The sequence below is a fragment of the Pseudomonas sp. BJa5 genome, from assembly GCF_030272875.2.
In the GTDB taxonomy this organism is placed as follows: Bacteria; Pseudomonadota; Gammaproteobacteria; order Pseudomonadales; family Pseudomonadaceae; genus Aquipseudomonas.
Map to the genome: position 1 here is coordinate 85,093 of NZ_JALRNG020000005.1, position 22,649 is coordinate 107,741.

28 protein-coding genes are annotated in these 22,649 nt (G+C 62.6%); 11 read left to right on the top strand and 17 right to left on the bottom strand.

Annotated features, from left to right (window positions below; genetic code table 11):
- Positions 1 to 53: 53 nt before the first annotated feature.
- The 10 genes from hisC to M2D63_RS04380 form a co-directional block, all read right to left on the bottom strand.
- Entirely contained in the window at positions 54 to 1,100 is a 1,047-nt protein-coding gene (gene hisC / locus M2D63_RS04335; RefSeq protein ID WP_285861577.1) for a histidinol-phosphate transaminase, read from the bottom strand.
- A 2-nt stretch (positions 1,101 to 1,102) separates the two neighbouring features.
- Positions 1,103 to 2,428, bottom strand: a complete 1,326-nt coding sequence (gene hisD, locus M2D63_RS04340) for a histidinol dehydrogenase (protein ID WP_285861578.1) — start codon at positions 2,426 to 2,428, stop codon at positions 1,103 to 1,105.
- A gap of 126 nt (positions 2,429 to 2,554) precedes the next feature.
- Complete coding sequence (gene hisG / locus M2D63_RS04345; RefSeq protein ID WP_285861579.1) at positions 2,555 to 3,190, bottom strand: ATP phosphoribosyltransferase; 636 nt, start codon at positions 3,188 to 3,190, stop codon at positions 2,555 to 2,557.
- A gap of 104 nt (positions 3,191 to 3,294) precedes the next feature.
- A complete protein-coding gene (gene murA / locus M2D63_RS04350) occupies positions 3,295 to 4,560 on the bottom strand; it encodes a UDP-N-acetylglucosamine 1-carboxyvinyltransferase (protein WP_285861580.1) in 1,266 nt (421 codons plus the stop codon).
- Between the two features lie 24 nt (positions 4,561 to 4,584).
- Complete coding sequence (locus tag M2D63_RS04355; RefSeq protein ID WP_285861581.1) at positions 4,585 to 4,824, bottom strand: BolA family protein; 240 nt, start codon at positions 4,822 to 4,824, stop codon at positions 4,585 to 4,587.
- Between the two features lie 115 nt (positions 4,825 to 4,939).
- Positions 4,940 to 5,245, bottom strand: coding sequence for a lipid asymmetry maintenance protein MlaB (locus tag M2D63_RS04360; RefSeq protein WP_285861582.1), 306 nt, complete (start codon positions 5,243 to 5,245; stop codon positions 4,940 to 4,942).
- On the bottom strand, positions 5,242 to 5,892 hold the full coding sequence (locus tag M2D63_RS04365; RefSeq protein ID WP_285861583.1) for a phospholipid-binding protein MlaC: 651 nt from the start codon (positions 5,890 to 5,892) through the stop codon (positions 5,242 to 5,244). The genes M2D63_RS04360 and M2D63_RS04365 overlap by 4 nt, the downstream gene beginning before the upstream one ends.
- A 9-nt stretch (positions 5,893 to 5,901) precedes the next feature.
- Positions 5,902 to 6,369, bottom strand: a complete 468-nt coding sequence (mlaD, locus tag M2D63_RS04370) for an outer membrane lipid asymmetry maintenance protein MlaD (RefSeq protein ID WP_010223376.1) — start codon at positions 6,367 to 6,369, stop codon at positions 5,902 to 5,904.
- Positions 6,369 to 7,166, bottom strand: a complete 798-nt coding sequence (gene mlaE / locus M2D63_RS04375; RefSeq protein ID WP_285861584.1) for a lipid asymmetry maintenance ABC transporter permease subunit MlaE — start codon at positions 7,164 to 7,166, stop codon at positions 6,369 to 6,371. The genes mlaD and mlaE overlap by 1 nt, the downstream gene beginning before the upstream one ends.
- Positions 7,166 to 7,975: an ATP-binding cassette domain-containing protein gene (locus M2D63_RS04380; RefSeq protein WP_285861585.1), complete on the bottom strand. Its 810-nt coding sequence runs from the start codon at positions 7,973 to 7,975 to the stop codon at positions 7,166 to 7,168. Before M2D63_RS04380 ends, mlaE begins: the two co-directional genes overlap by 1 nt.
- A 244-nt stretch (positions 7,976 to 8,219) precedes the next feature.
- Between M2D63_RS04380 and M2D63_RS04385 the strand changes: the two genes are divergently transcribed.
- From M2D63_RS04385 to M2D63_RS04430, 10 genes are all read left to right on the top strand, one after another.
- Positions 8,220 to 9,194, top strand: coding sequence for a KpsF/GutQ family sugar-phosphate isomerase (locus M2D63_RS04385; RefSeq protein ID WP_285861586.1), 975 nt, complete (start codon positions 8,220 to 8,222; stop codon positions 9,192 to 9,194).
- On the top strand, positions 9,194 to 9,718 hold the full coding sequence (locus tag M2D63_RS04390) for an HAD family hydrolase (RefSeq protein WP_285861587.1): 525 nt from the start codon (positions 9,194 to 9,196) through the stop codon (positions 9,716 to 9,718). Before M2D63_RS04385 ends, M2D63_RS04390 begins: the two co-directional genes overlap by 1 nt.
- A gap of 8 nt (positions 9,719 to 9,726) precedes the next feature.
- Positions 9,727 to 10,299 carry an LPS export ABC transporter periplasmic protein LptC gene (lptC, locus tag M2D63_RS04395; protein WP_285861588.1) on the top strand — a complete coding sequence of 191 codons (573 nt, stop codon included), beginning with the start codon at positions 9,727 to 9,729 and terminating at the stop codon, positions 10,297 to 10,299.
- On the top strand, positions 10,286 to 10,810 hold the full coding sequence (lptA, locus tag M2D63_RS04400; RefSeq protein ID WP_285861589.1) for a lipopolysaccharide transport periplasmic protein LptA: 525 nt from the start codon (positions 10,286 to 10,288) through the stop codon (positions 10,808 to 10,810). The genes lptC and lptA overlap by 14 nt, the downstream gene beginning before the upstream one ends.
- Positions 10,811 to 11,536, top strand: a complete 726-nt coding sequence (lptB, locus tag M2D63_RS04405) for an LPS export ABC transporter ATP-binding protein (protein ID WP_285861590.1) — start codon at positions 10,811 to 10,813, stop codon at positions 11,534 to 11,536.
- A 179-nt stretch (positions 11,537 to 11,715) separates the two neighbouring features.
- A complete protein-coding gene (locus tag M2D63_RS04410; protein WP_285861591.1) occupies positions 11,716 to 13,209 on the top strand; it encodes an RNA polymerase factor sigma-54 in 1,494 nt (497 codons plus the stop codon).
- Between the two features lie 80 nt (positions 13,210 to 13,289).
- Positions 13,290 to 13,598 (top strand): ribosome hibernation-promoting factor, HPF/YfiA family, encoded by a 309-nt coding sequence (gene hpf / locus M2D63_RS04415; protein WP_285861592.1) that lies wholly within the window; start codon positions 13,290 to 13,292, stop codon positions 13,596 to 13,598.
- Positions 13,599 to 13,610: 12 nt separating this feature from the next.
- Positions 13,611 to 14,075, top strand: coding sequence for a PTS IIA-like nitrogen regulatory protein PtsN (gene ptsN / locus M2D63_RS04420; RefSeq protein WP_285861593.1), 465 nt, complete (start codon positions 13,611 to 13,613; stop codon positions 14,073 to 14,075).
- A 3-nt stretch (positions 14,076 to 14,078) separates the two neighbouring features.
- Entirely contained in the window at positions 14,079 to 14,933 is an 855-nt protein-coding gene (rapZ, locus tag M2D63_RS04425; RefSeq protein WP_285861594.1) for an RNase adapter RapZ, read from the top strand.
- A gap of 20 nt (positions 14,934 to 14,953) precedes the next feature.
- Positions 14,954 to 15,226, top strand: a complete 273-nt coding sequence (locus M2D63_RS04430) for an HPr family phosphocarrier protein (protein WP_038614394.1) — start codon at positions 14,954 to 14,956, stop codon at positions 15,224 to 15,226.
- A gap of 16 nt (positions 15,227 to 15,242) precedes the next feature.
- Here the strand turns inward: M2D63_RS04430 and M2D63_RS04435 are convergent, their stop codons facing one another.
- From M2D63_RS04435 to pmbA, 6 genes are all read right to left on the bottom strand, one after another.
- Entirely contained in the window at positions 15,243 to 16,136 is an 894-nt protein-coding gene (locus tag M2D63_RS04435) for a ZIP family metal transporter (RefSeq protein ID WP_285861595.1), read from the bottom strand.
- An 11-nt stretch (positions 16,137 to 16,147) separates the two neighbouring features.
- Positions 16,148 to 16,759, bottom strand: coding sequence for a superoxide dismutase (locus tag M2D63_RS04440; protein ID WP_285861596.1), 612 nt, complete (start codon positions 16,757 to 16,759; stop codon positions 16,148 to 16,150).
- A gap of 3 nt (positions 16,760 to 16,762) precedes the next feature.
- A complete protein-coding gene (locus M2D63_RS04445; RefSeq protein WP_285861597.1) occupies positions 16,763 to 17,224 on the bottom strand; it encodes a hypothetical protein in 462 nt (153 codons plus the stop codon).
- Positions 17,225 to 17,244: 20 nt separating this feature from the next.
- Entirely contained in the window at positions 17,245 to 18,621 is a 1,377-nt protein-coding gene (locus tag M2D63_RS04450) for a lyase family protein (protein ID WP_285861598.1), read from the bottom strand.
- Entirely contained in the window at positions 18,614 to 19,015 is a 402-nt protein-coding gene (locus tag M2D63_RS04455) for a FagA protein (RefSeq protein WP_285861599.1), read from the bottom strand. The genes M2D63_RS04450 and M2D63_RS04455 overlap by 8 nt, the downstream gene beginning before the upstream one ends.
- A 174-nt stretch (positions 19,016 to 19,189) precedes the next feature.
- Entirely contained in the window at positions 19,190 to 20,536 is a 1,347-nt protein-coding gene (gene pmbA / locus M2D63_RS04460) for a metalloprotease PmbA (RefSeq protein ID WP_285861600.1), read from the bottom strand.
- 108 nt (positions 20,537 to 20,644) lie between these two features.
- Here pmbA and yjgA point away from each other — a divergent pair, with 108 nt between their 5' ends.
- Positions 20,645 to 21,166 (top strand): ribosome biogenesis factor YjgA, encoded by a 522-nt coding sequence (yjgA, locus tag M2D63_RS04465; protein ID WP_285861601.1) that lies wholly within the window; start codon positions 20,645 to 20,647, stop codon positions 21,164 to 21,166.
- 42 nt (positions 21,167 to 21,208) lie between these two features.
- Here the strand turns inward: yjgA and tldD are convergent, their stop codons facing one another.
- Positions 21,209 to 22,648, bottom strand: a complete 1,440-nt coding sequence (tldD, locus tag M2D63_RS04470; protein WP_285861602.1) for a metalloprotease TldD — start codon at positions 22,646 to 22,648, stop codon at positions 21,209 to 21,211.
- Position 22,649: the final 1 nt, after the last annotated feature.

A 22,649-nucleotide genomic window follows, 5' to 3' on the forward strand; every position in this document is an offset into this window, starting at 1 on the left:
GCAAGCCCGCTCCGGTAGGAGCGGGCTTGCCCCGCGATAAGTACAACCCGGTATCAGTTCAACGCATCGAGCAATGCCTGGTTCTGCTCCGGTGTGCCGATGGTGATGCGCAGGAACTGGGCAATCCGCGCCTGCTTGAAGTGACGCACGATCACCCCCTGCTCGCGCAGTTTGGCTGCCAGTTCGCCGGCATCCTGTTGCGGATGGCGGGCGAAGATGAAGTTGGCGGCCGAAGGCAACACCTCGAAACCACGGTCGGTGAGCTCGCCCACCAGCAGCTCGCGGCTGTCGATCACCTTGCGGCAGGTTTCGTCGAAGTAGGCACGGTCCTCGAACGCTGCTGCCGCGCCGACGATCGCCATGCGATCGAGGGGATAGGAGTTGAAGCTGTTCTTGATCCGCTCCAGGGCCTCGATCAGGTCCGGATGCCCTACCGCCAGGCCCACCCGCAACCCGGCCAGCGAGCGCGACTTGGACAGGGTCTGGGTGACCAGCAGGTTGTCGTAGCGATCGACCAGGCTGATGGCCGTCTGCCCGCCGAAGTCGATATAGGCTTCATCGACCACTACCACCGACTCAGGGTTGGCCTTGAGCATCTGCTCGATGGCCTCCAGCGCCAAGAGGCAACCGGTGGGCGCGTTGGGGTTGGGGAAGATGATGCCGCCATTGGGCCGGGCGTAATCCTCGACGCGGATCTGGAACTGCTCGTCCAGCGCCACCGGCTCGAACGGAATACCGTACAGGCCGCAGTAGACCGGATAGAAGCTGTAGCTGATATCCGGGAACAGCAGCGGCGCGCCGTGCTGGAACAGGCCGTGGAAGATGTGCGCCAGCACTTCGTCCGAACCGTTGCCCAGGAACACCTGGTTGCCCTTGACCCCGTAGTAGTCCGCCACCGCCTGCTTGAGCAGGTCGCTGTTGGGGTCGGGGTACAGGCGCAGGTTGTCGCTCAGCTCGCCGCGCATGGCTTCCAGCGCCCTGGGCGACGGGCCATAGGGGTTCTCGTTGGTGTTGAGCTTGACCAGTTTCGCCAGCTTCGGCTGCTCACCCGGGACGTAAGGCACCAGGTCCTTGACGAAAGGGCTCCAGAATCGACTCATGTTCAGTTCCCCTTCTTGTCGGCAAGGATACGGTATTCGGCGCTGCGGGCATGGGCAGTCAGCGATTCGCCACGGGCCAGTACCGAAGCGGTCTGGCCGAGTTGCGAGGCGCCCTGCTCGGAGCAGAAGATGATCGACGAACGCTTCTGGAAGTCATACACCCCCAGCGGCGACGAGAAACGCGCGGTGCCGGACGTCGGCAAGACGTGATTGGGCCCTGCGCAGTAGTCGCCCAGCGCTTCGCTGGTGTGGCGACCCATGAAAATCGCGCCAGCATGGCGGATCTGCGGCAGCCAGGCCTGCGGATCGGCCACCGACAGCTCAAGGTGCTCGGGGGCGATGCGGTTGGCCACTTCCATGGCCTGCTGCATGTCGCGCACCTGGATCAGTGCGCCACGGCCGTTGATCGAGGTCTTGATGATCTCGGCGCGTTCCATGGTTGGCAGCAGCTTGTCGATGCTGGCGGCGACCTTGTCGAGGAAGGCGGCATCCGGGCTGACCAGGATCGCCTGGGCGTCTTCGTCATGCTCGGCCTGGGAGAACAGGTCCATGGCGATCCAGTCCGGATCGGTCTGGCCGTCGCAGACCACGAGGATCTCGGACGGGCCGGCGATCATGTCGATGCCGACCTGGCCGAACACATGGCGCTTGGCCGTGGCCACGTAGATGTTGCCCGGGCCGACGATCTTGTCCACCTGCGGCACGCTTTCGGTGCCGTAGGCCAGGGCCGCGACCGCCTGGGCGCCACCGATGGTGAAGACCCGGTCGACGCCGGCGATGCAGGCGGCCGCCAGCACCAGCTCGTTGACTTCCCCACGCGGGGTCGGCACGACCATGACCACTTCGGCAACGCCGGCGACCTTGGCCGGAATGGCGTTCATCAGCACCGACGACGGGTAGGACGCTTTACCACCCGGCACGTAAAGGCCGGCGCGGTCCAGTGGCGTGACTTTCTGGCCCAGCACCGTGCCATCGGCCTCGGTGTAGCTCCAGGAGTCCTGCTTCTGCCGCTCGTGGTAGATGCGCACGCGGTTGGCAGCCGTTTCCAGGGCCTGGCGCTGCTCCGCGGTGATGCGGGTCAGTGCCAGCTCCAGGCGCTCGCGGCCCAGGATCAGCTCGTCGATGGTGCTGGCGTCAACGCCGTCGAAACGCTGGGTGAACTCCACCAGGGCGGCATCGCCGCGCTCGCGCACAGCCTTGATGATGTCCAGCACGCGCTGGTTGACCGCGTCGTCAGACACGCTTTCCCAGCTCAGCAGATGATCCAGATGTCGGGCGAAATCCGGGTCGGCGGCATTGAGTCGGGCAATTGCAGTGGACGTGGTCATAGCGAGGGCCTCAATAAATGGCGAATGCTCAGGCGCCCTAAGCTACCAGTCCATCCGCGCGGGCACCCGAGAAAAGTGGCTATGACGCGGATAGACGGGCGCGACAGCGAAGGTCGCGCGCAGAGGTCAGCCGCGGTGTCGCGATTCGACAGCCTGGCGCAGGGTGTCGATCAGGCTCTGGATGCGGGCATGCTGCATCTTCATCGAAGCCTTGTTGACCACCAGCCGGGAGCTGATGGTGGCAATCAGTTCTTGGGGTTCCAGGCCATTGGCACGCAGGGTGTTGCCGGTGTCGACGACGTCGATGATCTTGTCGGCCAGGCCAATCAGCGGTGCCAGCTCCATCGAGCCGTACAGCTTGATGATGTCGACCTGACGGCCTTGCTCGGCGTAGTAACGCTTGGCGACGTTGACGAACTTGGTCGCCACGCGCAGACGGCCCTTGGGCTCGGAAGCACCGACGGCGCCAGCGGTCATCAGCTTGCACTGGGCAATCTTCAGGTCCAGGGGCTCATACAGGCCCTGGCCGCCGTACTCCATCAGCACGTCCTTGCCGGCCACGCCGAGATCGGCAGCGCCATGCTCGACATAGGTCGGCACGTCGGTAGCCCGCACGATCAGCAGGCGTACGTCTTCCTGGGTCGTCGGAATGATCAGCTTGCGGCTCTTGTCCGGGTTTTCGGTCGGGACGATACCGGCCTCTGCCAGCAGCGGCAGGGTGTCGTCGAGAATTCGACCCTTGGATAGCGCGATGGTCAACATGGGAAACGTCGGTCCTTATGCGGCTACAGCCGGCCGGACCCTGGGCCCGACCGCATTCAATTCGGTGCAGCAACTGGCTGGCGCGTCCCTGCGCCATCGGCAGACTAGCCCGGTACGCGGCGGATCTTGGCGCCCAGCATCTGCAGTTTTTCTTCGATGCACTCGTAACCACGGTCGATGTGGTAGATGCGATCGATCAGGGTGTCGCCTTCGGCTACCAGGGCCGAGAGTACCAGACTGGCCGAAGCCCGCAGGTCGGTCGCCATGACAGGCGCGCCCTTGAGGGTCTTGGTGCCGGTGACGATGGCGGTGTTGCCTTCGACCTGGATCTGCGCGCCCATGCGGTGCATTTCGTACACGTGCATGAAGCGGTTTTCGAAGATCGTCTCGATCACTGCGCCGGTGCCTTCGGCGATGGCGTTCAGGGAGATGAACTGCGCCTGCATGTCGGTCGGGAACGCCGGGTACGGCGCGGTACGCAGGTTGACGGCCTTTGGCCGCTTGCCGTGCATGTCCAGCTCGATCCAGTCTTCACCGGTGGTGACTTCGGCGCCGGCTTCCTTGAGTTTCTCAAGGACCGCTTCGAGGATGGTCGGATCGGTGTCCTTGACCTTGACGCGGCCACCGGTGACGGCAGCGGCGACCAGGTAGGTGCCGGTTTCGATACGGTCGGGCATGACCCGGTAGGTGGCCGAACCCAGGCGCTCGACGCCATCGATGGTGATGGTGTCGGTACCGGCGCCCTGGATCTTGGCACCCATGGCGATCAGGAAGTTGGCGAGGTCGACCACTTCAGGTTCGCGCGCAGCGTTCTGCAGCACGCTGCGGCCCTTGGCCAGGGCCGCGGCCATCATGATGTTCTCGGTACCAGTGACGCTGACGGTGTCGAAGAAGAAGTGCGCGCCACGCAGGCCGCCTTCAGGCGACTTGGCCTTGATGTAGCCACCTTCGACCTCGATCTTCGCACCCATGGCTTCCAGGCCGCGAATGTGCAGGTCGACCGGACGCGAACCGATGGCGCAACCGCCAGGCAGGGCCACTTCGGCCTCGCCGAAGCGGGCAACCATGGGGCCCAGCACCAGGATCGAGGCACGCATGGTCTTCACCAGCTCATACGGCGCGACCAGGGTCTTGATGGTACGTGGATCGATTTCGACCGAGAGCTTCTCGTCGATCACAGGCTCGATGCCCATGCGACCGAACAGCTCGATCATGGTGGTGATGTCGTGCAGGTGCGGCAGGTTGCCGACCGTGACCGGGCCATCGCACAGCAGGGTGGCTGCCAGGATCGGCAGGGCCGCGTTCTTGGCACCGGAAATGCGGATTTCGCCGTCAAGACGAGCGCCGCCAGTAATAATCAGTTTGTCCATTTGTGTCTCGCCGCCAATTTAGGCTCAGATGCGCTCAGCCCAGGCTGCGCTGCTGAAAAATTTCATGGTTACCGCATGGATGCTGCCATCGGTGATCCACGGATTAAGATGAGCATAGATCTGCTGCTGACGCTTGACCGGGCTCAAGGCCGCCAATTCGTCGCTGATCACGTTCAACTGGAAGTTGCAGCCTTCGCCTTCAACTTCGACCCGGGTTCCCGGCAACTTTTCTTCAAGGAAGTTCTTAACTTCTACGGCCTGCATGCTCAACCTCAATCGGCGCCCAGTGCGCGCGGGTCGGCCATGATACAAAAAAGCCCCTCGCCTGCGAACCCCGTAAACGAGGACTCTGACAGAGGGGCTCGTCGTCGACTGGCGGTCATTGCTCCGCCAGCACCTCGTCGAGGTCATAAACCTCGGCGATTTCACGCATGTCCTGAGGCATGGCGCGCACTTGCACGGCCTTGCCAGCGGCCTTGGCATCGCGCATGAACGCCAGCAGCAGGGACAGGCCGACACTGCTGGACTTCTCGACCTTCGTGCAGTCCAGCACCAGCGCTGCGCACTTGCTGGCCGCGATCAGGGCCTGGCCCTGCTTGCGCAGGGCGGGACCGGTGCGGTAGTCCAGGATGCCGCCGAGGCTCAGCACACCGTCCTCGCCGAGGGTGATGCTGCTGTCGGTCATTGCGCGCTCTTCTCGGTCTCTTGCTCGGCAGTTTCCTTGGCCTTGGCCACTTCGCCGGCCCAGCCGTCGATGGTCTTGTCCAGGTTGTTGCCGTTGCGCTGCATGGCGTCGGCGAACTGATCACGGAACAGCTTGCCGATGTTGATGCCGTTGACGATCACGTTGCGCACTTTCCACTCACCGCCCAGCTTGGTCATGGTGTAGGAAACCGGGTAGATGGCGCCATTGTTGCCCTTGACCGTCATGTCGACGCTGGCACGGTCGTCACCGTCCTTTTTCTCGGCGCCGACGGTGATGCCCTGGTTGTTGTACTCGAGCAAGGCATTGCCATAGAACTGCATCAGGCTGCGCTTGAAGTTTTCCTGGAAGCGCTGCAGCTGCTCAGGGGTTGCATTGCGCGAGTACTTGACGGTCATGATGCTTTTCGAGATGCCGTCCGCGTCCACCACAGGCCCCAGGTTGGCATTGAGCGCGTCATAGAACGCGCTCGGGTTCGACTTGTATTGCTCCTTGTTGGCCTTCAGGTCGGCCAGCAACTGGTTGGTGGTGCCCTGGATCACTTCTTTGGGCGACTGGGTGGCTGCGCCCGCCATCAACGGCAGCGTCGCCAACAACACCAGCAAGCCACGTCGCAGGATAGAAATCATGGAAACTCCTTATTTAGCTTCTTTGCCAACGGTATTGAGCAGGAACTTGCCAATCAGATCTTCCAGCACCAGCGCCGACTGGGTGTCGTGAATGGTTGCACCATCCTTGAGCACCGCATCTTCTCCGCCCACGCTGATACCGATGTACTTCTCGCCGAGCAACCCCGCGGTGAGGATCGAGGCAGTGGAGTCGACAGGCAGGTTGTCTACGCGTTTCTCCAGCTGCAGCGTCACCCGACCGGTGAAGGTGTCACGGTCCAGATCGATGGCCGTGACCTTGCCGATGGTTACACCGGCCATGGTCACTTTAGCTCTGACCGTCAATCCGGCGATATTGTCGAAATTCGCATAAAGTTTATATGTGTCGCTGCTCGGGCTCGCCGACAGGCCGCTGACACGCAGGGCCAGCAGGATCAGCGCCAGGATCCCGGCCAGGAGGAACAGGCCGACACCGATTTCCAGGGTGCGGTTTTGCATCAGAAATCTCCAAACATCAAGGCGGTCAGAATAAAGTCCAGACCCAGGACTGCCAATGAGGCATAGACCACGGTCTTGGTGGTGGCACGACTGATCCCTTCTGAGGTGGGCTCGCAGTCATAACCCTGGAATACGGCAATCCAGGTCACGACGAAGGCGAAAACCAGGCTTTTGACCACCCCGTTGAGCACATCGTCGGTAAAGGAAACACTGTTCTGCATGTTGGCCCAGAACGAGCCCTCATAGACCCCGAGCCAGTCCACGGCGACCCAGGAACCACCCCAGATTCCGACCACGCTGAAGATCAGCGCCAGCAACGGCAAGGAGATGAAGCCGGCCCACAGGCGCGGGGCAACAATGTACTTGAGCGGGTCGACACCGATCATTTCCAGGCTGGACAGCTGCTCGGTGGACTTCATGTTGCCGATCTCGGCGGTCAGTGCGGAACCTGCACGCCCGGCGAACAGCAGCGCGGTCACCACCGGGCCCAGTTCACGCAGCAAGGTCAGCGCGACCATCTGCCCGACTGCCTGCTCCGACCCGTACTTGGTCAGGATGTTGAAGCCCTGCAGGGCCAGCACCATGCCGATGAAAATACCGGACACCACGATGATCGCCAGCGACAGCACGCCGACCGAATAGAGCTGGCGGACCAGCAGCTGGAACCCGCCGCCGGTGCCACTGCGCCCGACCAGCGAATGCAGCAGGAACAGAAAGGAACGACCGAACACGGCCAGCACGTCGATGGCCGTACGGCCAAAGCGACGAATACGTTCGAGCAAGGATTTTCTGCGCATCAACGCTTCCCCAGAAGATCGGCGCGGTAATCCGGCGCAGGAAAGTGAAACGGCACCGGTCCGTCCGGATCACCTTTCATGAATTGACGAATGCGCGGGTTATCGGAGCCCATCAACTCGTCCGGCGTCCCCTGGCCCAGCACCTGGCCATCGCCGACCACATAGATGTAGTCGGCGATACTGGCCGTTTCGGCCAGGTCGTGGGACACCACGATGCTGGTAATGCCCAGGGCGTCGTTGAGCAGGCGGATCAGGCGCACCAGAACGCCCATGGCGATCGGGTCCTGGCCGACGAAGGGCTCGTCGTACATGAGGATCTGCGGATCCAGGGCAATGGCCCGGGCCAGCGCGACACGGCGCTTCATGCCACCGGAGAGTTCGTCGGGCATCAGCTCGATGGCTCCACGAAGCCCGACGGCCTGCAGTTTCATCAGCACGATGTCACGGATCATCTCGTCGGACAGCTGGGTATGCACCCGCAGCGGGAAGGCCACGTTCTCGAACACATCGAGGTCGGTGAACAGCGCGCCGCTCTGGAACAGCACGCCCATCTGCTTGCGCGCATCGAACAGATCGCCACGCGACAGCGCGGGCAGGTTCTGCCCGCCGACCCAGACTTCGCCGCTGGCCGGACGCAACTGCGCGCCCATCAGGCGCAGCAACGTGGTCTTGCCGCATCCGGAAGGCCCCATGATGCCAGTGACCTTGCCACGGGGAATGCGTATATCGACATTATTGAAAATGCTGCGCGAACCGCGCTTGAAGGTAACCCCCTTCAATTCGACCGCGTAGGCGTTATCAACGCTCATCTAGACTCCTTGCGATACGGCCTTCTCACTCAGACGCGCGCCCCCTTCATGGAGACACGCCCGCCCTGAGCGGACCGAACAGGCGGCAAACTATATCACCGCTGATAGCGGCGCCCCAAGGCCGCCGCCGCGATCGTTCAGCTATGGTTAAGCTAGATAGACGACCGTATGACAATCACAAGGTGAGGGTTTTGCGCATTGTCGCTATAATCGGCGCCTTTTCATCAGCCAAGCCGTTTCCGACATGAGCCAATCCAGCGAGCTGATCCAATCCGCACGGCGCACTATCGACCTTGAAATCAAGGCGGTAGAAGGCCTGCTGGCCCACATCGACGCCGATTTCGTCAAAGCCTGCGAATTGATCCTGGCCAGCAAGGGCCGGGTCGTCGTGGTCGGGATGGGCAAGTCGGGGCATATCGGCAAGAAACTCGCCGCCACCCTGGCCAGCACCGGAACGCCGGCATTCTTCGTTCACCCGGCAGAGGCGAGCCACGGCGACATGGGCATGATCACTCGCGACGATGTGATCCTGGCCCTGTCCAACTCCGGTTCCACTGCCGAGATCGTTACCCTGTTGCCGCTGATCAAGCGCCTGGGCATCCAGCTGATCAGCCTGACCGGCAACCCCGATTCGCCGCTGGCCAAGGCCGCCGAGGTCAACCTGGACGCGCGGGTCGAGCAGGAAGCCTGCCCTTTGAACCTGGCGCCTACCTCCTCGACCACTGCCGCCCTGGTGCTGGGCGACGCCCTGGCCATCGCCCTGCTCGAAGCCCGCGGCTTCACGGCCGAAGACTTCGCCTTCTCGCACCCCGGTGGCGCGCTCGGGCGGCGCTTGCTGCTCAAGGTCGAAAACGTCATGCACGCTGGCACGGAGTTGCCACAAGTCAGCCGCGGCACCCTGCTCAAGGACGCGCTTCTTGAAATGTCTCGCAAAGGCTTGGGCATGACCGTAGTCCTCGAGGCCGACGGACGCCTGGCCGGGATCTTTACCGACGGCGACCTGCGCCGCAGCCTCGACCGCAACATCGACGTGCACACCACCCGCATCGAAGAGGTCATGACCGCCCACGGCAAGACCGCTCGCGCAGACATGCTGGCGGCCGAGGCGCTGAAGATCATGGAAGACCACAAGATCAACGCCCTGGTGGTGATCGACAAGAACGAGCGCCCGGTCGGCGCCCTGAACATGCACGACCTGCTGCGCGCCGGAGTGATGTAATGAATGACCAGTTGATGCAACGCGGCAAGGCCATCAAACTTGCCGTGTTCGATGTGGACGGTGTGCTGACCGACGGTCGCCTGTACTTCCTCGAAGACGGCAGCGAATTCAAGACCTTCAACACCCTCGACGGCCAGGGCATCAAGATGCTCATGGCCTCGGGCGTGACCACGGCGATCATCAGTGGCCGCAAGACCCCGGTGGTCGAACGCCGGGCGAAGAACCTCGGCATCCCCCACTTGTACCAGGGGCGCGAAGATAAATTGGTGGTCCTGGACGAACTTCTCGGCCAGCTCAACCTAAGCTATGAACAGGTCGCCTATCTGGGCGACGACCTGCCCGACCTGCCGGTGATTCGTCGAGTCGGCCTGGGAATGGCCGTGGCCAATGCCGCAGCCTTTGTCCGCGAGCATGCCCACGGGACCACCAAGGCCCGCGGCGGCGAAGGCGCAGCCCGCGAATTCTGCGAGCTGATCCTGCAAGCCCAGGGCAATCTCGATGCGGCAAACGCCCACTACCTGTAGAGCGATACATGTTCAGTAAAAAAATCCGCACCATTGCGCTGTTCAGTGTGATTGCCGCCTTGCTGGTGGCCGTCGGCTACTGGAACATCGGCCCCGAGAGCTTCCTCGACAAGCCGGTCGCCCGTGTCGACGAAAATGCCATCGACTACTACGCCACCAATGCCCACAGCGTGCAGTTCCTGCCCGACGGCAAGCTGCAGTACGAGATGACCGCTGACAAGGTCGAACACCTCAAGGTCAGTGAAACTACCCTGCTGACCAAGCCGGACCTGCAGCTGTACCGCGGCACGACCTACCCCTGGCACGTGCAGAGCGACAAGGGCGAAGTCAACCCGGACGGCAGCGAAGTGGAATTGATCGACTCGGTACGGATCGCCCGCACCGATGAAAAAAACCGCACTACCATCATTACCACCACCCGCATGACGGTGTTCCCGCAGAAGCAATATGCGCAAACCGAGCAAGCCGTTAAAATCGACGGCGCCGGTGGCGTGACTACGGGCAAGGGAATGAAGGCGTATTTGAAAGACGGCAGGATGGACCTGTTGTCCAACGTAAGAGGACAGTATGAGGCTCGTTAAAACCCTCCCCTTTTTGCTCAGCCTGAGCGCAGCACTGGGAAGCGCGAGCGCCTGGGCCCTGCCGACTGACCGTGACCAGCCTATCCGTATCCAGGCCGACGATGCGCACCTGGACGACAAGCAAGGCGTCGCCACCTACAAGGGCGATGTGATCATCACCCAGGGCTCGATGATGATCAAAGGCAACACCGTGACCATCACCCGCGCCGCCAGCGGCGACATCGACGTGGTGACCTCGGTGGGCAACCTCGCCTACTTCGAGCAGCAACAGAGCGCCGCCAAGCCCGACAAGATGAAAGGCTGGGCGGTGACCATCCAGTACCAGGCGCAGAAAGACATGGTGATCCTCACCGACCGCGCCAAGGTCGAGAACGAAGGCAACACCACCGAAGGCGAGAAGATCGTCTACAACACCAAGACCCAGGTGGCGACCGCCGGTCGTGGTGGCAACGTGGCCACGCCACGTCAGCGCATCGACATGGTGATCCAGCCGAAGAAGAAGGCCGAGTAAATGGCGACCCTCAAAGCCCAGCACCTGGCCAAGAGCTACAAAAGCCGACAAGTGGTTCGCGACGTCAGCCTGTCCATCGACAGCGGCCAGATCGTCGGCCTGCTCGGCCCCAACGGCGCCGGCAAGACCACCTGTTTCTACATGATCGTCGGCCTGGTCCAGGCCGACCAGGGCCGCGTCCTGATCGACGACCTGGATGTCAGCCACCAGCCGATGCACGGTCGCGCCCGTGCCGGCATCGGCTACCTGCCCCAGGAAGCCTCGATCTTTCGCAAGCTGTCGGTAGCCGACAACATCCTCGGGATCCTCGAGACCCGCAAGGACCTCGATGCCGCCGGTCGACGCAAGGAGCTGGAAAGCCTGCTGCAGGAATTCCATATCAGCCACATTCGCGACAACCTCGGCATGAGCCTGTCCGGTGGTGAACGCCGCCGCGTCGAAATCGCCCGCGCCCTGGCGACCGCGCCGAAGTTCATCCTGCTCGACGAACCCTTTGCCGGTGTCGACCCGATCTCGGTCGGCGACATCAAGCAGATCATCCATCACCTCAAGGCCAAGGGCATCGGTGTGCTGATCACCGACCACAACGTCCGTGAGACCCTGGATATCTGCGAAACCGCGTACATCGTCAACGATGGCCAGCTGATCGCCGAAGGCGATGCAGAGACCATCCTGGCCAATGACCTGGTGAAAGAGGTGTACCTGGGCCACGAGTTCCGCTTGTAAGTTCGAAGCGACACGGCGTTTGCCGGAGGCTGCTGGTCCGTTTCCATACGGCATAATTGTTACAGCACCCTAGGCAAACGCTCCAATTTCAGGCATATAATTTGCTTAAAGTTGGCGCTTCGGTGCCCTTGTAGTGGATGGCGCATGTGCGCCGGCGAAAAAGGTGTTAAGCCCCTGCCATGAAACCATCGCTCGTCCTAAGAATGGGCCAGCAACTGACGATGACTCCTCAGTTGCAACAGGCCATCCGTCTGCTCCAGCTGTCTACCCTGGACCTCCAGCAGGAAATCCAGGAAGCGCTGGAGTCGAACCCGATGCTCGAACGCCAGGAAGATGGCGACGACTTCGACAACAGCGACCCGATGGCCGACAACGCCGAAAGCAAGCCTGTTGCCGAAACCCAGGACACCAGCTTCCAGGAATCCACGCCGACCGTGGACAGCCTGGACGAAGGCGAATGGAGCGAGCGCATTCCCAACGAGCTGCCCGTCGACACGGCCTGGGAAGACATCTACCAGACCAGCGCCAGCAGCCTGCCCAGCAATGACGATGACGAGTGGGACTTCACCACCCGTACCTCGGCTGGCGAAAGCCTGCAGAGCCACCTGCTCTGGCAGTTGAACCTGGCACCGATGTCCGACACCGACCGGCTGATCGCCGTGACGCTGATCGACTGCATCAACAATCAGGGCTACCTGGACGAGTCCCTCGAGGAAATCTGCGAATCCTTCGATCCTGAACTGGATATCGAACTGGACGAAGTCGAGGCCGTCCTGCACCGCATCCAGCAGTTCGAGCCCGCCGGCATCGGCGCGCGCAACCTCAGCGAATGCCTGCTGCTGCAACTGCGCCAGCTGCCCGCCCGCACGCCGTGGATGGCCGAGGCCCAGCGCCTGGTCAATGATTACATCGACCTGCTGGGCAGCCGCGATTACAGCCAGCTGATGCGTCGCATGAAGCTCAAGGAAGACGAACTGCGCCAGGTCATCGAACTGGTCCAGAGCCTCAACCCGCGTCCGGGCTCGCAGATCGAGTCCACCGAAGCCGAATACGTGGTTCCCGACGTGATCGTGCGCAAGGACAACGAGCGCTGGCTGGTCGAGCTGAACCAGGAGGCCGTTCCACGCCTGCGGGTCAACCCGCAGTACGCAGGTTTCGTCCGGCGCGCCGACACCAGCGCCGACAACACCTTCATGCGCAACCAGTTGCAAGAGGCCCGCTGGTTCATCAAGAGCCTGCAGAGCCGCAACGAGACCCTGATGAAGGTCGCCACCCAGATCGTCGAGCACCAGCGTGGCTTCCTCGACCATGGTGACGAAGCGATGAAGCCGCTGGTGCTGCACGACATCGCCGAAGCGGTGGGCATGCACGAGTCGACCATTTCCCGGGTAACCACCCAGAAATACATGCACACCCCGCGGGGCATCTACGAGCTGAAGTACTTTTTCTCCAGCCACGTCAGCACCTCCGAGGGCGGTGAATGCTCGTCCACGGCGATCCGCGCGATCATCAAAAAACTGGTTGCAGCGGAAAATCAGAAAAAGCCATTGAGTGACAGCAAGATCGCTGGTTTACTGGAGGCACAAGGCATTCAGGTAGCCCGTCGCACCGTCGCCAAGTACCGCGAGTCCCTCGGCATCGCACCGTCGAGCGAGCGCAAGCGACTGATGTAGCCCCTGAGATGTGCCACAGCAGTTCAGTGGCAGGCGCAATACCTGCCTCTTTATGCACGGGCAACAAAAGGAGAAGCTGTATGCAAGTCAATATCAGTGGACAGCATGTAGAAGTCACCCAACCGCTGCGCGAGTACGTCGAACAGAAACTGAAACGGCTGGAAGGGCACTTCGACAGGATTACCAACGTGACGGTGATCATGAAGGTCGAGAAATTGCAGCAGAAAATCGAAGCGACGCTGTTCATTCCCGGCGGCGAAGTGGTTGCAAATGCCGAACACGCAGACATGTATGCAGCGATCGACGCCTTGACCGACAAGCTCGACCGCCAACTGAAAAAACACAAGGAAAAACAGCAGAGCCTGCTGCAAGGTGCAGCAGCCCGCTGATCCCCCTCATCCATGATCCGACTTGAAACCATCCTGACCCCCGGCCGTTCCCTGGTGAACGTGCCGGGAGGCAGTAAAAAGCGCGCCCTGGAAAAGGTCGCCAACGTGATCGCCGAGCAAGTGCCCGAACTGGAGATGCAAGACGTCTTCGAGAAGCTGGTCGCTCGCGAAAAACTGGGTTCCACCGGCTTCGGCAATGGCATTGCCATTCCCCACTGCCGGCTCGAGGGCTGCATGGCGCCGGTAAGCGCCCTGCTGCACCTGGATGCCCCTATTGATTACGATGCCATCGACGGCGCCCCGGTCGACCTGCTGTTTGTCCTGCTGGTTCCGGAAGCGGCCACCGATGCACACCTGGAACTGCTGCGCCAGATCGCCAGCATGCTCGACCGCAAAGACGTTCGTGAGCGCTTGCGGGCCGCCGGCAGCAGTGAAGCGCTGTACCAGGTCGTCCTGGACGTACAGAACGAGCACTGACCCATGCGCCTGATCATCGTCAGCGGTCGCTCCGGCTCCGGCAAGAGCACCGCCCTCGCGGTACTGGAGGACAACGGCTTTTACTGCATCGACAACCTGCCTGCCGGGTTGCTGCCGCAGTTGGCCGAAAACGCGCTGATCAATACCGAGCTGATGCAACCCAAGGTCGCCGTATCGATCGATGCGCGCAACCTGCCCAGCCACCTGATTCGTTTTCCCGAACTGCTTGAAGACGCTCGCAGCCGGCATATCCAGTGTGACGTGCTGTACCTGGACGCCGACGAAGAGACCCTGCTCAAGCGCTTTTCGGAAACCCGTCGGCGCCACCCGCTGACCAACGCCAATCGTTCCCTGGCCGAAGCGATCAAGGTCGAAAGCGAACTGCTCGGACCAATCGCCGACCTCGCCGACCTCAAGATCGACACCACCAACCTGAACCTCTACCAGTTGCGAGATTCGGTCAAACTGCGCCTGCTCAACCAGCCTGAGCCCGGCACGGCCTTTCTGGTCGAGTCGTTCGGCTTCAAGCGCGGCATGCCGGTGGACGCCGACCTGGTGTTCGACGTGCGCTGCCTGCCCAACCCCTACTGGAAACCGGAGCTGCGCGAGCATTCAGGCCTTGAGCAACCGGTTATCGATTACCTGGCGGCGCAGCCCGATGTCGAGGAAATGTTCCAGGACATCTCCAGCTACCTGCTCAAATGGCTGCCCCGCTTTGCCGCCAGCAACCGCGCCTACGTCACCATCGCCATCGGCTGTACCGGCGGGCATCACCGCTCGGTGTACCTGACCGAGCGCCTCGGCCAGGCGCTGCAGCACTCACTGAAGAATGTCCAGGTTCGCCACCGCGACCTCTAGCCCACAGGACCCCTGCCGCGATGCCCGCTCGTGAAATTACCATCATCAACAAGCTGGGGCTGCACGCCCGGGCTGCGGCAAAATTCGTTGGCGTCGCCGGACGCTTCCCCTGCACCGTGCGGGTGGGACGGGCACCGGACAAACTGATCGACGGCAAGAGCATCATGGCCGTGATGATGCTGGCCGCAGGCAAAGGCACCCAGGTGCACCTGCACACCGAAGGCGAGCAGCAGGACGAAGCCCTGGAAGCGCTGATCGAACTGATCAACAACTACTTCGACGAGGGCGAGTGATCGCCCCGCCTCGCCTTCACGCCAGCGCCGTATCCATCACCATCATCAGGCAGAAGCCGACACATAGCCCAAGGCTCGCCAGGCGATGATGGCCATTGCTGCGCGACTCGGGGATGATCTCCTGGGTCACCACCAGCAACATCGCCCCTGCCGCGCATGCCAACCCCAGTGGCAACAGCAGTTCGGCCACGCTCACCAGCCAGGCGCACAGCAGCGCCGCCAACGGCTCGACCAACCCCGACGCCGCACCGATCAGAAAGGCCTTGAACCGTTCCATGCCCGCACCGGCCAGTACCAGGGCAATGACCAGGCCTTCCGGCACATCCTGCAAGGCAATGCCCATGGCCAGGCTGTCGGCATCGGCCATGCCGCCGCCAGCCGAGACACCAATGGCCATGCCTTCGGGAATGTTGTGGGCAATGATGGCGATCACGAATACCCAGATCCGCGCCGCGATCACCGGCTGCTGCCCAGTGCCCACCAGCGCCTCGGGTGAAGCGCCGGACACCTTCAGGTCGACCAGGTACAGGCAAAAGGCGCCGAACAGCAGGCCGAAACTGATCAGCCCGCCCGCTGCCCATTTGCCCAGGCCGATGGCCTGGGCCGCATCCAGCCCCGGAATGATCAGGGAGAAGGCCGTCGCGGCCAGCATCACCCCGGCACCGAAGCCCAGCAAAGTATCGGCCAAGGCCACCGGCATGCTGCGGATCACCAGCACCGGCACCGCCCCCAGTGCCGTCCCCAGCGCACACAGGGCACCGCCCTCGAGCGCACGCAACAGGCGCGGCTCAAGGTCCAGCCAGGCGATACCCTGGGCGACCAGCAAGGCACCGCCGGCCAGCAACAGCACCGTGCCCAGGGCGAGACGAAACAGTCGAACGCCGCTGACGGACAACACCTGCGTACGCATACCGGAACGACTCACGCCAACGCGGCTGTATAGCGGCGCTCTACCTCGGACCAGTCGATCACGTTGTAGAAGGCGCTGATGTATTCGGGACGACGGTTCTGGTACAACAAGTAGTAGGCGTGCTCCCAGACATCCAGGCCGAGGATCGGGGTATTGCCGTGCATCAGCGGGCTGTCCTGGTTAGCGCTGCTCTCGACCACCAGCTTTTGCTCAGGGGTCACGCTGAGCCAGGCCCAGCCACTGCCAAAACGCGACAGTGCCGCCTTGGTGAAGGCCTCCTTGAACGCCTCGAGACCGCCCAATTGCTCATCGATGGCCTTGGCCAGCGAGCCCGCCGGCCGGCCACCGCCCGCTGGCGACATGACAGTCCAGAACAGCGAATGATTGGCATGGCCGCCGCCCTGGTTGATCACCGCCGCCTGCAATTGCAGGGGCAGTTGCTTGACCGCCGCCACCAGTCGCTCGACCGGCCACTCGGCCCACTCGGTGCCCTCGATGGCCGCATTGAGGTTGTTGATGTAGGTCTGGTGGTGCTTGCTGTGGTGAATCTGCATGGTCTGGGCATCGATGTGCGGCTCCAGCGCATCGTAGGCGTAAGGCAATGCAGGCAAGGTATGCGACATTTTTCAGTGGATTCCGTAATGATGTGCTGGGGACCCGTTATTTTCCTGACCGGCAAGCACTGCCGGCTGCGGGCCATGACTATGAAGCAGACGTTCGGTGCGCGGGTACTGGCCGTACTCGCTGATGAAGCTCAACAGCTCGGTGTAGGTCTTGCCGCTGTGACGCAGCGCCGCTTCGCGCAGCGCTGGCGCCAGGCGTGAGTCCTGCATGGCCTGCAACAGCCGTTGATGGATCGCGCAGAGGTATTCGGCGCTCTCCTGGGGCTGGTTCAGGCGCAGGTGCAGGTCGGCCAGGTTGTGATGGGCGATCACGCACACGGCCACCGCCTCATCGGCGTCATGCCAGCGCTCGAACAACACCTGGGCCAGGGCCAGGGCCTGCAAGTACAACTCGCGGGCATCGACCAGCTCGCCCTGGTCGAACAGGCGATTGGCCATTTCGGTGGTGCGTTTCCAGTGCTGCATGACAAACCTCCAGGGCGCTATCAGATACCGCCAGCAGTGAGTTTTTCCGGGTCGAGCAGCACTTCCAGCTGGCTGCGCGGCAGGTCGGTGTGCTCCAGGGCGACGTCGATGATCGGGCGGCCCTGCTGGTAGGCGGTCTTGGCGATCTCGGCAGCCTTCTGGTAGCCGATGATCGGGTTGAGGGCGGTCACCAGGATCGGGTTGCGCGCCAGGGCTTCCTTGAGCTTGGGTTCGTTGACCTTGAAGCTGGCGATCGCCTTGTCGGCCAGCAGGCGGCTGGCGTTGGCCATCAACTCGATGCTGCTCAGCAGGTTCTGGGCGATGATCGGCAACATGACGTTAAGCTCGAAATTGCCCGACTGACCAGCCACGGCAATGGTCGCATCGTTGCCGATGACCTGGGCTGCGACCATCGCGGTGGCCTCCGGAATCACCGGGTTGACCTTGCCTGGCATGATCGACGAGCCCGGCTGCAGGCCCTCCAGCTCGATCTCACCCAGGCCCGCCAGCGGCCCCGAGTTCATCCAGCGCAGGTCATTGGCAATCTTCATCAACGCCACCGCGGTGGTCTTGAGCTGGCCCGACAGGGCCACGGCGGTGTCCTGGGAACCGATCAGGGCGAACAGGTTCTGCCCTGGGGTGAACGGCACCCGGGTCAGCTCACTGAGCTGCTGGCTGAAGCGTGCGGCAAACTCCGGATGGGCGTTGATCCCGGTGCCCACCGCAGTGCCGCCCTGGGCCAGGGCCTGCAATGCCGGCAAGGTCGACTCCAGGTGCGCGATCGCGCCCTTGATCTGCGCCGCCCAGCCGCCCAGCACCTGGCTCATGCGCACTGGCATGGCGTCCATCAGGTGGGTACGACCGGTCTTGATGAACGGGTGCACCGCCTCGGCCTTGTGCTCGATGACCTGCACCAGGTGCTTGAGCGCCGGCAACAATTGCTCGTGCAGGCCCAGCGCGGCACTGACATGGATGGTGGTCGGGATGATGTCGTTGCTGCTTTGCCCGCAGTTGACGTGGTCGTTCGGATTGATCGAGGTGCCGGACACACGGCTGGCCAGGGTGGCGATCACCTCGTTGGCGTTCATGTTCGAACTGGTGCCCGAGCCGGTCTGGAAGATATCCACCGGGAAATGCTCGATGAAGTCACCCGCCAGCAGTTGCTCCACCGCCTTGACGATGGCGGCGCCCTGCCCGGCTTGCAGTTGCTCAAGTTCGACGTTGGCCTTGGCCGCAGCCGCCTTGGCCAGCAACAGCGCCCGAATGAACTGGGTCGGCATGCGCTGCTGGCTGATCGGGAAGTTATTCACCGCGCGCTGGGTCTGGGCGCCATACAGGGCCTCGGCCGGCACCTGCAGTTCACCCATGCTGTCACGCTCGATACGGGTATTACTCATCATCAAGTCCTTGCATCAGTTCAGCGAAAGAAATCGAAGGCAGCAGCGTGCAGTTCGCCAGTTGCAGGGCGAAAGGCTGCCAGCGTTGCCCCAGTTCGCCACCATCGAGCTTGCGCAGCTGCAACAGCGGCTTCCAGGCCTGGTCCAGGCACAGGCAGCGCCAATGCCAGGGCAGCATGCGGTCGCAGGCGGTATCCAGGAGCAGGCGGAATGAGGTCAGGGCGACGGTCCAGGCCGAGGTTTCGGTGCAGCACACCAGGTAGCGCCCCTCGGCCAGGTAATGCTCGATCAAGCGCGGTTCGTCCGGCTCCAGCGCGCAACGGATGCGGCGACTGAGCCAGCGCCAGTTTTCGAGGTAGGGCAATTCGTGAAGGACGGGTTTCATGAACATCATCGCCTAGATAATGATATTCATTATTAATTGATAATCAGAATCAATACAAGATGATTCCAGCAGAAAACAAAAAGCCCGGCGCAGGGCCGGGCTTTCTGGGGTGGGAGCGGGCTTGCCCCGCGATGCGATGTCTCTGATATTGCGAAATCGCGGGGCAAGCCCGCTCCTACAGGGTCAGCTACCTGCGACAGTCATCCGCTCGATCAAAACCGAACCGGTGTGGATGTTGCTGCGGGTTTCCAGATCGTTACCGATGGCGACAATCTGCTGGAACATGTCTTTCATATTGCCGGCGATGGTCACTTCCTGGACGGCGAACTGGATTTCGCCATTTTCGACCCAGTAGCCCGCAGCACCACGGGAATAGTCACCGGTGACCATGTTCAGGCCGTGGCCCATCAGTTCGGTCACCAGCAGCCCGCGGCCCATGCGCCGGATCAGCGCGGCCTGGTCTTCGACACCGTGGGTGACATAGAGGTTATGCACGCCCCCGGCATTGGCGGTGCTCGGCAAGCCAAGCTTGCGCCCGGAGTAGGTGCCCAGCACATAGGACACCAGCTCGCCCTTTTCGACGAACGGCTTGGCGTAGGTCGCCAGGCCATCGCCGTCGAATGCCGCGCTGCCCAAGGCACGCTTGAGGTGCGGGCGTTCGTCCAGGGTCAGCCAGGAAGGGAACAGCCGCTGACCGATGGCACCGTCGAGGAACGACGACTTGCGATACAGGTTGCCGCCGGAGATCGCCGACAGGAAGCTGCCGAACAGTCCGCCGGCCAGTTCGGCGGAGAACAGCACCGGCACCTCGCAGGTCGGCACCGGCCGCGCGCCCAGGCGGCTGGCCGCCCGTTGTGCGGCGCGCTGGCCGATGCTGCGCGGATCGGCCAGCAACTCGCCCTGGCGGTTGACGTCATACCAGTAGTCACGCTGCATCTGCCCCTCGGCTTCAGCGATCATCACGCAGCTCAGGCTGTGACGGGTCGAAGCGTAGCCACCGATGAAGCCGTGGCTGTTGCCGTAGACCCGGCAGCCCTGGTGAGTATTGAGGGTGGTGCCGTCGGCGTTCTTGATCCGCGCATCGGCGTCGAACGCCGCTGCCTCGCAGGCCAGGGCTTTCTCGATGGCTTGCTCCGGGGTGATGTCCCAGGCGTGGTACAGGTCGAAGTCCGGCAGTTCGCGCGCCATCAGGGCCGGGTCGGCCAGGCCTGCGCATTCGTCCTCGGAGGTGTGCTTGGCAATTGCCAGCGCTGCCGCCACGGTCTCACGAATGGCCTCGCTGCCGCTGGCCGAGGTACTGGCCGAACCTTTGCGCTGGCCTACGTACAGAGTGATGCCAAACCCTTGGTCGCGGTTGAACTCTACGGTTTCCACTTCACGCTGGCGCACCGAGGTCGACAACCCCTGCTCCAGCGACACCGCCACCTCACAGGCACTGGCGCCCTGGCGCCTGGCCTCGGCGATGATCTGCTCGACCTGCTCCTGCAACGCCGGCAGGGCCTGTGGACCTACGCTCTGGACTGCATTCATGGTTCTCTCCACTCAAATTCTGCGTTCGGCACGGGTCAATCTACGACCGGGCCGGACAAGCGGCCCCCGACTGGTTATCATGGCGGCGATTCTCAGCGGACTGCCCCCATGGTTGATTCTTACGACAACGCCTTCGAAGGCGAAAAAAGCAAAACCCAGATCAAGCGCGACATGCAGGCGCTGGTCGATATGGGCGAGCGCCTTACCACGCTCAAGCCCGACACCCTGGCCAAGCTGCCCTTGACCGACGAGCTGCGCAAGGCCCTTGAAGAGCACAAGCGGCACACGGCGAATGAGGCCAAGCGGCGTCACCGGTCGTTCATCGGCAAGCTGATGCGTGACCAGGACATCGACGCGATCAACGCGCTGCTCGACCAGCTCGACGCGTCCTCCCGCCAGTACAACGAGCGCTTCCACAACCTCGAACGCTGGCGCGACCGGCTGATCGACGGCACCGACGAAGTCCTGGAGAAATTCGTCCAGGAATACCCGCAAGCCGATCGACAGCAACTGCGCTCGCTGATCCGCCAGGCCCAGCACGAGCTCAAGACCAACAAGCCGCCGGCCTCCAGCCGCAAGATCTTCAAATACATCCGCACCCTGGACGAAGTTCAACGCGGTCTGATTTGAGCCCCGCGACCGGGCAGGCGCCCTGCCCGCCCGGTTTCAATTTCATGCGCCCGTGCCACCCACGGTGATCGCATCGATCTTCAAGGTCGGTTGGCCAACGCCCACCGGCACCGACTGACCATCCTTGCCGCAAGTGCCGACGCCACTGTCCAGGGACAGGTCGTTACCCACCATCGATACCCGGCTCATGGCCTCCGGACCGTTGCCGATCAGGGTCGCGCCCTTGACCGGGGCAGTAATCTTGCCGTCCTCGATCAGGTACGCTTCGCTGGTGGAGAACACAAACTTGCCGCTGGTGATATCCACCTGGCCACCGCCGAGGTTGGCACAGTAGAGACCACGCTTGACCGACTTGATGATCTCCTGCGGATCGCTTTCACCGGCACGCATGTAGGTGTTGGTCATGCGCGGCATCGGCAGGTGCGCGTAGGATTCGCGACGACCGTTGCCGGTGACAGCCATGCCCATCAACCGGGCATTGAGCTTGTCCTGCATGTAGCCCTTGAGGATGCCGTTCTCGATCAGCGTGGTGCACTCGGTGGGGGTGCCTTCGTCATCCACGCTCAAGGAGCCGCGACGGCCTTCCAGGGTGCCGTCATCGACGATGGTGCACAGGCTGGAAGCGACCTTCTCGCCCATGTGGCCGCTATAGGCCGAACTGCCCTTGCGGTTGAAGTCGCCTTCCAGGCCATGGCCGACCGCTTCGTGCAGTAACACCCCGGACCAGCCCGAACCCAGCACCACCGGCAAGGTGCCTGCCGGCGCCGGGATCGCTTCGAGGTTGACCAGCGCCTGGCGCAGCGCTTCACGGGCAAAGCCCATGACCCGCTCATCGGTGAAGTAGCGATAGTCGGTACGCCCGCCGCCACCATGACCGCCGCGCTCGCGACGACCGTTCTGCTCGACGATGACGCTGACATTGAAACGCACCAGAGGACGCACATCCGCCGCCAGGCTGCCATCGGCCGCGGCGATCAGGATGCGCTCCCAGACCCCGGCCATGCTCACGCTGACCTGCTGGATGCGCGGATCCAGGGCGCGGGTGGCGGCATCGACGCGCTTGAGCAGTTCGACTTTCTCGGCCCGGCTGATCACTTCCAGCGGGTTGTCGCTGCCGTACAACTGGGTGACATCCTGGCTCTTGAAGGCCTGGACGCTGCCATGCTGGCCGGCGCGGGAAATCGAACGGGCGGCACGGGCCGCCGAGGTCAGCGCTTCGAGGTTGATGGCGTTGCTGTAGGCGAAGCCGGTTTTCTCGCCGGACTGGGCACGTACGCCCACGCCCTGGTCGAGGTTGAAACTGCCTTCTTTGACGATCCCGTCTTCAAGGGCCCAGGATTCGGAAATCTGCCCCTGGAAATACAGGTCGGCGGCATCGATGCCTGGACCTGCCAACTCACCCAGCACCGACTGCAGGCTGTCGAGGGTCAGGCCCCCCGGCGCCAGCAGGTGCTCGCTGACAGTGGATAACATCTCGCTCATA